Consider the following 12202-nt stretch of genomic DNA (forward strand, 5'->3'; position numbering starts at 1 on the left):
AGGAATTTGTCGAGCGCGGCGCGCAGGTCGTCGGTGAGCTTCTTGATCTCCTCGTCGCTTGCCCCCCGCTCCAGCGCTTCCCGCAGCGCTTCCTGCGCAGCGCGCAATGCGGCTTCGACATCCGAGATGTTGCCGTCCTCGATCCGGGTCGCCATGTCCCACAGACGCGCAACCACATCGCGCAAGGAATCGTCGGTCTTGGCCCGCGTCAATTGCCAGTAGATCGACCGCAATCCGAGATAGACCGACGCCTCGATCTGGAAGACTTCCGGCGCCATTGCGAGCGCATCGAGCGCGGTCAACACCCGCGGCTTGGTTTCCGCATCCAGAGCCAGAATGCGGCGCTGCTCGATCAGCGCGCGCGCCATCGGTTTGGTGAAAAGCCGTTCCGGCAGGCGCATTTCCACCGGATCCGAAAGCCCCTCATTGCCGCCATCGTCGAGTGCGCGAAGCGTCAGCACGACCTCGGCGCCGGCCCAGGGGTGTCCGGACAGATCGCGCAAGGTCTGGCCTGCGCCATTGCGCGTGCGCGCCTGTGGCAAGGTCAGCGGCATGTCAGGCGCTTCGAACAGCGGACGCGGCGACCGGAAGCCACCGGACGCGCCGCCGAATGCATCGAATTTCTGGGTCTTCAACGCGAACAGCGCGCGCGCTTCGGAGACCCCGTAATCGTCCTCGACGCGATAGTTCAGCATCAGCGAACCGCGCGCCTGCGGTTCGGGATCCTTGGTCAGCGCGATGCTCGGCGGTTGATCGGGCACCGCGACGAAGGTCCAGGTCACCGGATCGCCGAAGCCGCGCAACGTCACCTCGCCCTTGTCGGCGATGACGTAACGATGCTCCTCGGTGCCGGCGGCGGCCGGTTGAGGCGTGTCGGCGTCGGCCTTGTCATCGACCTTGATCCCGCCGCGCAAGGCGACATCGAGACCCGTGGTGCCGCTGGCGCGGATCACCAAAACCGAATTTGCGGACACCGTCACCGGCCCGCTCGCGCGCTGAACTTCGCCCGGCCGCAATCCCGGCAGAATAACCGGCGGGCGCTGGGTGTATGGCGGGGGCGCGACCCAGGCATCGACGCGATAATTCGCGGGCGTGACCACACCCTGCCAGTTGAAGGCTGCGGCGACCCGGCGTTCGCGATCGCCGCCGGCGGCAAAGAAGGTCGCGACGCACAGCACGAGCACCAGCGCGCGGATCGCGACCGGGTCGCGCCTGGAAAGCTGTGGCATCGGCCAGCCGGCGCGCAGCTTGCGCGCGGCGGACAGCGCCCGCTCCATATGGACACGCCACAGGGCCTGGGTGGTCGCATCGCCGTCATGGGCCGCGAGTCGATCGGTCAGCGTGACAGCGGGACGGTGCGGCAGGCCGCTGCGCTGGTCGATGCGCCGCAGGCCTTCCGCGACGCTCGGACGGCGCACGAGGACCAGCGGCGACAGCGCAGCGAGGGCCAGGAGGCCGAAGATGACGACGCCCGCAGCCCGCCCAAGCGGCGGCAGCCACAGCCACAGGCCAAGCCAGGACAGCGCGAAAAACAGGCCGCAGACGGTGAGAAAGGCGGCGAGCGGGGGCCAGACCCGCTCCCACAGAATGGACCAGCGGGCTCTGGAAACGCCTCGGGCGAGCAATCGGTCGACCTGGCTTTGCGGCGAATCTGCCGTGCTTTCAGAGCCCTGCGTCGGCTTATCGATCAACGGCCTGATCCCTTCGGGATTCTCTCAAAACGAAGCTTAACACGCCTTCCCGGCTCAGATAGTCACGAAACCCGGAACTGCGAAGCAAGGCGCGGGCCATCACGCCTGCCGTGCGGGCCGGCGTCGGACGCCGTCACAGCCAGGGCGCCATCCGATCGAGCGCGATCAATGCGTCGGCTTCGAGGCGGGGCCGCACCAGCGACCATGCGTCGCCCTTCACCAGCACCTCGGGAACCAGCGCGCGGGTGTTGTAGGTTCCCGCCTGCACCGCGCCGTAGGCGCCCGCCGTCATCACGGCAAGGAGGTCGCCAGGCTTCGGTTCCGGCAGATCGCGGTTCAAGGCAAGATAATCACCGGTTTCGCAGACGGGACCGACGATATCGGCGCGGATCCAGGCGCCGCCGGCGGGCGGACGCACGGGAATGATGTCGTGATGCGCCTCATAGAGGGTCGGCCGGATCAGATCGTTCATCGCCGCGTCCACGATCACGAAGGTCTTGGCTTCGCCGCGCTTCACATAGATGACCCGCGTCACCAGGATGCCGGCATTGCCGACGATCAGCCGGCCGGGCTCGAAGATCAGCTTGCAGCCGAGGCCCTTCGTCGCCTCCTTCACCACCGCCGCATAGGCGGCCGGATCGGGCGGCGTTTCGTCGCCCTCGCGATAGGGAATGCCGAGGCCTCCGCCGAGATCGACATGCGTGATGGCGTGGCCGTCAGCCCGCAATTCGCGGACGAAATCCGACAGAAGGGCGAAGGCGTCCGCGAAGGGCGACAATTCGGTGATCTGGCTGCCGATATGCATGTCGACGCCGGCGACATGCAGGCCCGGCAGCCGCGCGGCATGACGATAGACCTCGCGGGCGCGGCTGATCGGGATGCCGAACTTGTTCTCGGCCTTGCCGGTCGCGATCTTCGCGTGGGTCTTCGCGTCCACATCCGGATTGACGCGGATCGAGATATCGACGGAACGTCCCATGCTGGTCGCGACCTGCGACAGGGCTTCGAGCTCCGGCTCGGATTCCACATTCACGCACAGGATGCCGGTCTCGACCGCGAGCGCGAGTTCGGCGGCGGTCTTGCCGATCCCGGAGAACATGATCTTCTGCGCCGGGATGCCGGCCGCCAGCGCGCGCTTGAGTTCGCCGCCGGACACGACGTCGGCGCCGGCGCCGAGCCGCGCCAGGGTCGCAATCACCGCCTGGTTGGAATTGGCCTTGACCGCGTAGCAGACGAGCGCGGGCACATCGGCAAAGGCGTCCGCGAACACGCGGTAATGCCGTTCCAGCGTCGCCGACGAATAGCAATAGAACGGCGTGCCGACGGCGTCCGCGATTGTGGTCAGGTCTACCGCCTCGGCGTGAAGACCACCGCTGCGATAGGCAAAATGGTGCATGGGCGGGTCAGTTCAGCAGGACGTCGAGCGGGATGCTTCGGTCCGGTCCCCGGATGATCGGCAATTCGCGCGCCGAGCCGCGCCGGATCAGTTCGCCGCCCTGCTCGGTTTCCTGATCGAGCGAGCCGGCCGGGTTGGCCGCGAGGCCGCCCGGAGGCGCGTCGAGCGGGCCCTTGCGGCCGCAGGCGGACAGCCCGAGCGATGCCGCCAGGACGGCCGCGATCGCAAGGCGGTATGACAGGACAGGCAGGCGACGGCTCACGAACGACTCCCCCGAACGGCGCGGACCATATCAGACCCGCCGAAGATGGCGAAATCCCTGACGGCAAAGCTGTCCTGCCGAAATTCCGGCGCTGCGGCCAAAAAACCTCAGTCGGTCGCCTCAGCGGTTGCCTTGGAGAGCCGCTTCAGCCAGCGCCTGGCCTGCAGGCGCACATTTTTGGGCGCAGTCCCGCCATAGCTCGTGCGGCTCTGGACCGAGCGGTCGACCGACAGCACCTTGAACACGTCCTCGGTGATCCGCGGCTCGACCGCCTGCATCTGCTCCAGCGGCACGCGATGCAGCGGCATCCCCGCCTTCGCCGCCTCCGCGACGATGCTGCCGGTGATATGATGCGCCTGCCGGAACGGGATGTTCAGCGTGCGCACCAGCCAGTCGGCGAGATCGGTCGCGGTGGCATAGCCCTCGCCCGCCGCCTTCTTCATGCGCGCCTTGTCCGGCTCGATATCGCGCACCATCCCGGTCATCGCCGCGATACAGAGCGACAGCGCGCCGAGCGCGTCCATCGCCCCTTCCTTGTCCTCCTGCATGTCCTTCTGATAGGCGAGCGGCAATCCCTTCATCACGACGACGATGGCCTGGAACGCGGCAGCGATTCGCGCCGCCTTGGCGCGCACGAGTTCGGCGGCGTCCGGATTGCGCTTCTGCGGCATGATCGAGGAGCCGGTGGTGAACTTGTCCGACAGATGCATCAGCCCGGTCAGCGGCGAGGTCCAGATCACGATCTCCTCGGCAAGGCGCGACAGATGCACCGCGCAGATCGTCGCCGCCGCCAGCGTCTCCATCACGAAGTCGCGGTCGGACACGGCGTCGAGCGAATTGGCGGTCGGCCGGTCGAAGCCGAGCGCCTTCGCCGTCATCTCGCGATCGAGCGGAAACGACGTTCCGGCCAGCGCCGCCGAACCGAGCGGCGATTCGTTCAGTCGCTTGCGCGCATCGGCGAACCGGCCGCGATCGCGGTCAGCCATTTCGACAAAGGCCAGGAGATGGTGACCGAAGGTCACCGGCTGTGCGGTCTGCAGATGCGTCAGCCCCGGCATCACCGTTTCGGCATGCTCCATCGCCTTCTCGGCCAGCACCGTCTGGTAATCGGCGAGCGCTGCATCGAGCTGATCGATGGTGTCGCGCACCCAGAGCCGGAAATCGGTCGCCACCTGATCGTTCCGCGAGCGCGCGGTGTGCAGGCGTCCGGCCGCGGGCCCGATCAATTCGGCGAGCCGCGATTCCACATTCATGTGGACGTCTTCGAGCGCGCGCTGGAAGGTGAATGTGCCGGCCTCGATCTCTGACAGGATCGTGTCCAGCCCGGACGCGATCTTGCTTGCGTCCTCTGCCGTAATGATGCCTTGCTCGGCCAGCATCGCTGCATGGGCCTTGCTCGCGGCGATATCCTGGCGATACAGGTGCCGGTCGACGTCGATCGAGGCGTTGATCGCCTCCATGATCGCATCGGGGCTCGACGAAAAGCGTCCGCCCCACATCTTATTGCTCATGACCGTAACCTGAGAGTGTCCTGATCCATGCCGTCGAATGATGCCAGTGACTTCGCGAAAAAGCGCCTGCTGGTGATGCTGATCGGCGCGCTCGCGGGCGTCGCGGTGGCGCTGATCGGGATATACGGGATGGGATGGCTGGTGCGCAAATCCGCCGTGCCGGAGGGATGCGGACCGGCGGTGAAACTGGCGGAAAAGCTGCAGCCGCTCGCGCGTGGCGAGGTCGCGGCGCTGGCGCCGGCCAAGAGCCCGATCCGGCTCACAGCGGTTGCGTTCCGGGATTCCGAGGGCAAGGAGCGCACGATCGCCGACTGGAAGGGCAAGACCGTCCTTCTCAATCTGTGGGCGACCTGGTGCGCCCCATGCAAGAAGGAGATGCCGGCGCTCGACGAATTGCAGCAGAAGCTCGGCGGCGCGGACTTCGAGGTGGTCGCGGTCAATATCGATACCCGCAATCCGGAGAAGGCCAAGGCCTGGCTGTCCGATACCGGCATAAAATCGCTTGGCTATTACGCCGACAACAGCGCGCGGATTTTCCAGGACCTGAAGGAAAAGGGCCGCGCCTTCGGCATGCCGACCACAATCCTCGTCGATGCCAATGGCTGCGAGGTCGCAACCCTTGCCGGTCCCGCCGAATGGGCGAGCGACGACGCGCTCAAGTTTATCCAGACGGCGCTCGGACGTTAGCGCGTAGCTTTCATCCCGACCTCATCCTGAGGAGCGCCCGAAGGGCGCGTCTCGAAGGAAGAGGTCGGCCCCACCCTTCGCCTTGTCATGCCCCGCGAAAGCGGGGCATCCAGTAAATTCTGCTGGATCGCCCGCTTTCGCGGGCGATGACAGCGAGAGAGCGGCTCGTTCCGTGAAAGCTGAATGTGCTTCAGTTCACGCTGCCGCCATTCGCACCGATTTCGTCCGGCGCGAAATCGTAGGTGCGATTGCAGAATTCGCAGGTCACCGCGATCTTGCCGTCTTCCACCATGTGATCGCGGTCGTCCTGGGAGAAGCTTTTCAGCATCGCTTCGACATTGTCGCGCGAGCAGGAGCATTGCGCCTCGACATTGGCGATGTCGAAGACGCGCACACCGCGCTCGTGGAACAGCCGATAGACCAGCCGCTCGGTCGAAAGGTCGGGATCGATCAATTCGATATCCTCGACGGTTTCGACGATCGCCTTGCCTTCGACCCAGGCCTCGTCCTCGGGAATGGTGTCGAGGGTCATTCCCTCCGGCACGTCGCCGGGATCGAGATCGGGCATGCGCATGCGATCCGGCGCCTTCGGCAGGAATTGCAGCATGATGCCGCCGGCACGCCAATGCGTGGCGCCGCTGTCGCCCTTGCGCATCTCTTCGGCCACCGCCAGCCGCACGCGTGTCGGAATCTGCTCCGAGCGCAGGAAATACTCATGCGCAGCCTGTTCGAGCCCGCCACCTTCAAGTGCGACAAGACCCTGATAGCGGTTCATGTCGCCGCCCTGATCGATTGTCATGGCCAGATGGCCACGGCCAAGCAATGCGCCGCCCGACACGTTGCCTTTTGCAATGGCGTCCGCCACCCGCTGCTTGTCGAAGCGCGCGCAGGCGCGAATGCGCCCGCCGGTCACGTAATCGACCACGAGCATGCGGACCGGTCCGTCGCTCTGCGTCTGCAGGATGAACCGACCGTCGAATTTCAGCGACGACCCGAACAACGCCGCGAGCGCGATCGCCTCCGCGACCAGCTTTGACACCGGAAGCGGATAATCGTGCCGCGTCAGAATTTCGTCGATCGCCGGACCGAGCCGAACCACGCGGCCGCGCAGATCCAGCGCCGCCACCTCAAAGGGCAGGATGGTGTCGTCCGGGGAGTGCTGCGACGGATTGCGGGAGGGAATTTCGATATCCATGGGGGCGCGTCTGTTGAGCCTCGGCCCTGTATGCGGACCGGTCGAATGAATCAAAGCCGCTCGTCCTCGCAACCGCAAGGACCCAATATCCACGAACAGGTTCCCGCTTTTCGCGGGAAAGAGCGGATTACGGAAAGGTGTTGGCTTATCGCGGCATTGCGTTCAGGCACCAAGTAAGAATGCCTTTCTGCGCATGCAAGCGGTTCTCGGCCTCGTCGAACACCACCGACCGGGGGCCGTCCATCACCTCGTCGGTCACCTCCTCGCCGCGATGGGCGGGCAGGCAATGCATGAAGATTGCGTCCGGCCGCGCCTTCGCCATCAGTCGCGCGTTGACCTGATAGGGCCGCAGCAGGTTGTGGCGGTTGGCCTCGCTGGCTTCGTCGCCCATCGACACCCAGGTGTCGGTCACGATGCAATGCGCCCCGCGCACCGCTTCTTCCGGATCGGTGCCGACATGAATGGCGGCGCCGGATTGCGCGATCCAGTCGAGCAGCGATTGCTGCGGCTTGAGCTCCGGAGGAGTCGCCACATTGAGCCGGAAATCGAAGCGCTCGGCGGCATGCATCCAGGAGGTCAGCACGTTGTTGGCGTCGCCGGTCCACGCCACCGTCTTGTTCTTGATCGAGCCCAAATGCTCCTCGAAGGTCATGACGTCGGCCATGACCTGGCAGGGATGCGAGCGCTTGGTCAGCGCATTGATCACCGGCACGGTGGCATATTGCGCAAGTTCGGTGACGAGATCGTGCTCGAGGGTGCGGATCACCACGGCATCGACGAAACGCGACATCACGCGCGCGGTGTCGGGAATCGACTCGCCGCGGCCGAGTTGCATCTCCTGACCGGTCAGCATGATCACGTCGCCGCCGAGCTGGCGCATCGCGACTTCGAACGAGATGCGGGTGCGGGTCGAAGGCTTGTCGAAGATCATCGCCAGCGTCTGCCCGGCGAGCGGCCGCTTGCCCCGTCCCCGCGCCTTCTTCATGGCGCGTGCATGGGTGAGGATCGCGCGCAGGTCCGCGGGCCGGATGTCGATCAAATCGATGAAGTGACGGATACTGCGCTTGGCCATCAGACAGGTGCCGGAGTGACGGGCTGAGCCGCGTGGGAAAGCTTGGTGCAGGCGCGCTCGATCATGGCGATGCCATCGGCGATGCCGGCCTCGTCGATGATCAGCGGCGGCAACAGGCGCACGACATTGTCGCCGGCGGCGATCGCCAGCATGTTCTCGTCGCGCAAGGCCTTGACCATCTCGCCGTTCGGCACGACGCAGACCAGGCCGAGCAGCAGGCCTTCGCCGCGCACTTCGGCGATCACCGACGGAAAGCGGTCCTTCAGTTCGGCAAGGCGCTGCTTGAGCAGGAGCGACATCCGGCGGGTATTGTCGAGGAAGCCGGGCGCCAGCACGACGTCCAGAACCGCGTTGCCGACGCGAGTGGCCAGCGGATTGCCGCCGAAGGTCGAGCCATGCGTGCCGGCCGTCATGCCCTTGCCGGCCTCGGAGGTCGCAAGGCAGGCGCCGATCGGAAAGCCGCCACCCAGCGCCTTGGCCAGCGCCATGATGTCCGGCGCGATGCCGCTATGCATGTAGCCGAACAGTTCGCCGGTGCGGCCGATGCCGGTCTGCACCTCGTCGAATACCAGCATCAGGCCGTTGTCGTCGCAGAGCTTGCGCAGCTGGCGCAGAAATTCCGGCGGCACCACGCGCACGCCGCCTTCGCCCTGGATCGGCTCAATAAGGATGGCCGCGGTGTTGGGGCCGATCGCGCGCTTTGTCGCCTCGAGATCGGCGAATGGCACCTGCGTGAAGCCGCCCGCGACGGGACCGAAGCCTTCCAGATATTTCTTCTGACCGCCTGCGGCGAGCGTCGCCAGCGTACGGCCGTGGAACGCGCCTTCAAAGGTGATGATGTCCACCCGCTCCGGGTGTCCGGACACGGCGTGATATTTGCGCGCCGTCTTGATCGCGCATTCCATCGCCTCGGCGCCGGAATTGCAGAAAAAGACCTGGTCCGCGAAGCTCGCCGCGCACAGCCGCTCGGCGAGGCGCTCGGCATCCGGGATCCGGAACAGGTTGGAGACGTGCCAGACCTTCTGCGCCTGATCGGTCAGCGCCTCGACCAGAACCGGATGGGCGTGGCCGAGCACATTGACCGCAACGCCGGACCCGAAATCGAGATAGCGCTCGCCGGTCGTCGCAATCAGCCAGGCGCCCTCGCCGCGCTCAAAAGCGAGGTCGGCACGCGCATAAGTCGGCAGAAGATGCGAGACCACGGCAGATCATCCGGCAGAGCACAGACAGATGTGTCAGAGCAAAAACAAAATATGCCGCCCCGGTCGGGCGGCACTTCGACTGTATTTTAGGTCGGGGTCTTCGGGTGTCAACCGACCCGGGCGGTAAGGCGATGTTGCGCGTCCGCCAATAAGGCGTGGAAAAGCTTGCGCTCTCCACAGCGAGTAGGGGGGCGCAGCGGGCCGGGACTCTTGCGGCCGAGTCCAGCGATTGTGTAGTGTCTGGCCCGTCAGATACGACATCTCGTGCGGCGGTCAGACTAGTCAGTACAACTGCGTGTGTGTGGCGTCACGCTGGCAGCTTAGGGCTGCCCGGCGACGGGAATGGATTCTGCGTGGGGCAAACCGCCTGCGGCCAAAAGGAGAAAAACCGATGACGTGGACGGACGAACGGGTCGAGCAACTGAAGAAACTGTGGTCCGACGGGCTCTCAGCCTCCCAGATCGCGGCGGAACTCGGCGGCATCACCCGCAACGCGGTGATCGGCAAGGTGCATCGACTTGGTCTGTCCGGCCGCACCAAAGCCCCGTCTTCCAGCGCGCCGCGGCAGCGCAAACCACGGACCTCGCATATGCTGAGGGTCTCGCGGCCGGCGATCCGGGGCAATACCGCCCTCGCGCAGGCTTTCGCCTATGATTACGAGGTTGAGGCCGAGCCGGCCCAGGTCGAGAACGTCATTCCGATGGGGCAGCGTCGCACGCTCCTCGAACTGAACGAGCAGACCTGCAAATGGCCGATCGGCGATCCGGCCTCGGCGGAATTCTACTTCTGCGGCGGCAATGCGGTGACCGGCCTGCCCTATTGCGCCTACCACTCGCGGATCGCGTACCAGCCGCCGGCGGCGCGGCGCGACAAGCGGCCGGCGGGGCGCTGACCTAGCCGGCCGCCTTCCCGAAGCGATCGTCGATCGCATAGCCCGAGCCGCGCACGGTGCGGATCGGATCGTCGTCCCGGCCGCGATTGAGCGCCTTGCGCAAGCGGCCGACATGCACATCGACGGTGCGTTCGTCGATATAGACTTCGTTGCCCCAGACGCCGTCCAGCAATTGCTCGCGCGTGAACACGCGGCCCGGACGCTCCATCAGAAATTCCAGCAGCCGGAATTCGGTCGGGCCGAGTTCGACATCGCGCCCCGCGCGGGACACCCGCTTCCTGACCCGATCGAGCTCGATTTCGCCGAGCGTCAACACCTCGGCCACCCGCTCGGGCTTCGTCCTGCGCAGCAGAGCATGGATACGCGCGATGAGTTCGGGCACCGAGAACGGCTTGACGATATAATCGTCGGCGCCGGTGGAGAGCCCGCGCACGCGCTCGCTTTCCTCGCCGCGCGCGGTGAGCATGATGATCGGCAGCGAGCTGGTTTCCGGCCGTGTCCGGAGCCTCCTGCACAACTCGATGCCGGACAGCCCCGGTAGCATCCAGTCGAGCACCACAAGATCGGGAACGGCTTCGCGCAGCCGCGTGTCGGCGTCATCGCCGCGCGCAACGGTTTCGACTTCGTAGCCTTCGGCTTCGAGGTTGTACCGCAGGAGAAGCGATAGCGGCTCCTCGTCCTCCACAATCAGGATGCGGGGATTTTGCGCGCTCATGTCCACCCTTCGGACTAGCCCTGTGCCGTCAACGGCGTGAAGCTCGTGGTATCGGCCTTGGGCCGCTCCAGGGCGATCGGCTCGCCCTTGATCATGTAATAGACCGTCTCGGCGATGTTAGTGGCGTGATCGCCCATGCGCTCGATATTCTTCGCCGAGAACAGCAGATGAATGCAGAACGTGATGTTGCGCGGATCTTCCATCATGTAGGTGAGTAGTTCGCGGAACAGCGAGACGCACATCGCGTCGATTTCCTCGTCGCGCTTCCACACCTCCATCGCCGCGTCGACGTCGCGCGCCGCATAGGCATCGAGCACCCGCTTGAGCTGGCTCAAGACGAGGCCGCCCATGTAATCGACGCCGCGGATCAGCGCGAGCGAAGGATATTCGCCGTTCAGATCGAGGACGCGCTTGCCGATATTCTTGGCGAGATCGCCGATCCGTTCGATCTCGCCGGCAACGCGCAACGCGCTGACCACCTCGCGAAGATCGATCGCCATCGGCTGGCGTCGCGCGATGGTGAGAATGGCGCGCTCTTCGAGTTCCCTTTGCAGGGCGTCGATCCGGGCGTCAGCCGCGATCAGCCGGCGCGCCAGTTCCACGTCGCGGCGCGTCAATGCCTGGACGGCATCGGCGATCTCCTTCTCGGCAAGACCGCCCATCTCGGCGACCATGCGGTTCAGTTCCCGAAGATCGGCGTCGAATGCCTTGGTGATATGCGTGGACATTGGCTTCGTCCCTTGTTCGGTAAGTGTCCGTTCAACCAAAGCGGCCGGTGATGTAGTCCTGGGTCCGGCGGTCGCTCGGTGTCGTGAAGATGGTTTCGGTCGGGCCTTCCTCGACCAGCACGCCGAGGTGGAAGAACGCGGTCCGTTGCGAGACGCGCGCGGCCTGCTGCATCGAATGGGTCACGATGATGATCGTGAAATTCTGGCGCAGCTCGTCGATCAGCTCCTCGATGCGCGCGGTCGCGATCGGATCGAGCGCCGAGCACGGCTCGTCCATCAGGATCACCTCCGGCCCGACCGCAATGGCGCGCGCGATGCACAGACGCTGCTGCTGACCACCCGATAAGCCCGTCCCGGAATCGCCGAGCCGGTCCTTCACCTCGTCCCACAGGCCCGCACGCTGCAGGCTCGAGGCGACGATTTCGTCCAATTCTGCTTTCGTGCGCGCGATGCCGTGAATGCGCGGCCCGTAGGCGACGTTCTCATAGATCGATTTCGGAAACGGATTGGGCTTCTGGAACACCATGCCGACGCGCGCGCGCAACTGCACGACGTCGAGCGACTTGTCGTAGATGTCGAGGTCGTCGATCTCGATCTTGCCGGTGACCCGCGCAATCGGGATGGTGTCGTTCATGCGGTTGATGCAGCGCAGGAACGTCGACTTGCCGCAGCCGGACGGCCCGATGAAGGCCATGACCGAACGGTCGGGGACATCGACGCTCACATTCTTGAGCGCATGCTTGTCGCCGTAATACACGTTGACGTCGCGCGCGACGACTTTGGCCTTGGCAGGCGCCGTCTGCGACGCGCCGGCGGAAGTCGCGGGTTGCACCATTGCGTCCATGGACAGC

General features: G+C 65.4%; 12 protein-coding genes. 2 read left to right on the forward strand and 10 right to left on the reverse strand.

The annotated features are described in order from the left end of the window. From VN004_RS14875 to argH, 4 genes are all read right to left on the reverse strand, one after another. Positions 1–1691: TIGR02302 family protein (locus VN004_RS14875; protein ID WP_325611501.1), on the reverse strand; the 1691-nt coding region annotated here is incomplete at its 3' end. Positions 1692–1824: 133 nt separating this feature from the next. Next, a complete protein-coding gene (gene lysA / locus VN004_RS14880; protein ID WP_325611503.1) occupies positions 1825–3087 on the reverse strand; it encodes a diaminopimelate decarboxylase in 1263 nt (420 codons plus the stop codon). 7 nt (positions 3088–3094) lie between these two features. Further along, the gene (gene lptM / locus VN004_RS14885) at positions 3095–3349 is read right to left on the reverse strand and encodes an LPS translocon maturation chaperone LptM (RefSeq protein WP_325611505.1); all 255 of its coding nucleotides are present in this window, start codon (positions 3347–3349) and stop codon (positions 3095–3097) included. 107 nt (positions 3350–3456) lie between these two features. Continuing rightward, on the reverse strand, positions 3457–4860 hold the full coding sequence (argH, locus tag VN004_RS14890) for an argininosuccinate lyase (RefSeq protein ID WP_325611507.1): 1404 nt from the start codon (positions 4858–4860) through the stop codon (positions 3457–3459). Between the two features lie 27 nt (positions 4861–4887). Here argH and tlpA point away from each other — a divergent pair, with 27 nt between their 5' ends. Continuing rightward, entirely contained in the window at positions 4888–5547 is a 660-nt protein-coding gene (gene tlpA / locus VN004_RS14895) for a thiol:disulfide interchange protein TlpA (protein ID WP_325611511.1), read from the forward strand. A gap of 190 nt (positions 5548–5737) precedes the next feature. On the opposite strand, the gene VN004_RS14900 is transcribed toward tlpA, so the two are convergent. The 3 genes from VN004_RS14900 to VN004_RS14910 form a co-directional block, all read right to left on the reverse strand. Continuing rightward, positions 5738–6742: an Hsp33 family molecular chaperone gene (locus VN004_RS14900; protein ID WP_325611514.1), complete on the reverse strand. Its 1005-nt coding sequence runs from the start codon at positions 6740–6742 to the stop codon at positions 5738–5740. Between the two features lie 145 nt (positions 6743–6887). Next, positions 6888–7814, reverse strand: a complete 927-nt coding sequence (gene argF, locus VN004_RS14905; protein ID WP_325611516.1) for an ornithine carbamoyltransferase — start codon at positions 7812–7814, stop codon at positions 6888–6890. Next, the gene (locus VN004_RS14910) at positions 7814–9016 is read right to left on the reverse strand and encodes an aspartate aminotransferase family protein (protein ID WP_325611518.1); all 1203 of its coding nucleotides are present in this window, start codon (positions 9014–9016) and stop codon (positions 7814–7816) included. Before VN004_RS14910 ends, argF begins: the two co-directional genes overlap by 1 nt. Positions 9017–9407: 391 nt before the next feature. Between VN004_RS14910 and VN004_RS14915 the strand changes: the two genes are divergently transcribed. Further along, positions 9408–9908: a GcrA family cell cycle regulator gene (locus VN004_RS14915; protein ID WP_325611520.1), complete on the forward strand. Its 501-nt coding sequence runs from the start codon at positions 9408–9410 to the stop codon at positions 9906–9908. Position 9909: 1 nt separating this feature from the next. Here VN004_RS14915 and phoB read toward each other — a convergent pair whose 3' ends face one another. The 3 genes from phoB to pstB are packed head-to-tail and all read right to left on the reverse strand — an operon-like array spanning position 9910 to position 12186. Further along, positions 9910–10623 (reverse strand): phosphate regulon transcriptional regulator PhoB, encoded by a 714-nt coding sequence (gene phoB / locus VN004_RS14920; RefSeq protein WP_325611522.1) that lies wholly within the window; start codon positions 10621–10623, stop codon positions 9910–9912. Positions 10624–10637: 14 nt separating this feature from the next. After that, positions 10638–11351, reverse strand: coding sequence for a phosphate signaling complex protein PhoU (gene phoU / locus VN004_RS14925; protein WP_325611524.1), 714 nt, complete (start codon positions 11349–11351; stop codon positions 10638–10640). Between the two features lie 31 nt (positions 11352–11382). Further along, positions 11383–12186: a phosphate ABC transporter ATP-binding protein PstB gene (gene pstB, locus VN004_RS14930; protein WP_325611560.1), complete on the reverse strand. Its 804-nt coding sequence runs from the start codon at positions 12184–12186 to the stop codon at positions 11383–11385. Positions 12187–12202: the final 16 nt, after the last annotated feature.

Origin of the sequence: Pseudorhodoplanes sp. (assembly GCF_035565855.1) — a bacterium.
In the GTDB taxonomy this organism is placed as follows: domain Bacteria; phylum Pseudomonadota; class Alphaproteobacteria; order Rhizobiales; family Xanthobacteraceae; genus Pseudorhodoplanes.

Excerpts from the sequence above, each read along its gene's own strand:
- lysA (WP_325611503.1), bottom strand. The coding sequence starts at position 3,087 with ATGCACCATTTTGCCTATCGCAGCGGTGGTCTTCACGCCGAGGCGGTA.
- argH (WP_325611507.1), bottom strand. The coding sequence starts at position 4,860 with ATGAGCAATAAGATGTGGGGCGGACGCTTTTCGTCGAGCCCCGATGCG.
- tlpA (WP_325611511.1), top strand. The coding sequence starts at position 4,888 with ATGCCGTCGAATGATGCCAGTGACTTCGCGAAAAAGCGCCTGCTGGTG.
- VN004_RS14900 (WP_325611514.1), bottom strand. The coding sequence starts at position 6,742 with ATGGATATCGAAATTCCCTCCCGCAATCCGTCGCAGCACTCCCCGGAC.
- argF (WP_325611516.1), bottom strand. The coding sequence starts at position 7,814 with ATGGCCAAGCGCAGTATCCGTCACTTCATCGATTTGATCGACATCCGG.
- VN004_RS14915 (WP_325611520.1), top strand. The coding sequence starts at position 9,408 with ATGACGTGGACGGACGAACGGGTCGAGCAACTGAAGAAACTGTGGTCC.
- phoB (WP_325611522.1), bottom strand. The coding sequence starts at position 10,623 with ATGAGCGCGCAAAATCCCCGCATCCTGATTGTGGAGGACGAGGAGCCG.
- phoU (WP_325611524.1), bottom strand. The coding sequence starts at position 11,351 with ATGTCCACGCATATCACCAAGGCATTCGACGCCGATCTTCGGGAACTG.
- pstB (WP_325611560.1), bottom strand. The coding sequence starts at position 12,186 with ATGGTGCAACCCGCGACTTCCGCCGGCGCGTCGCAGACGGCGCCTGCC.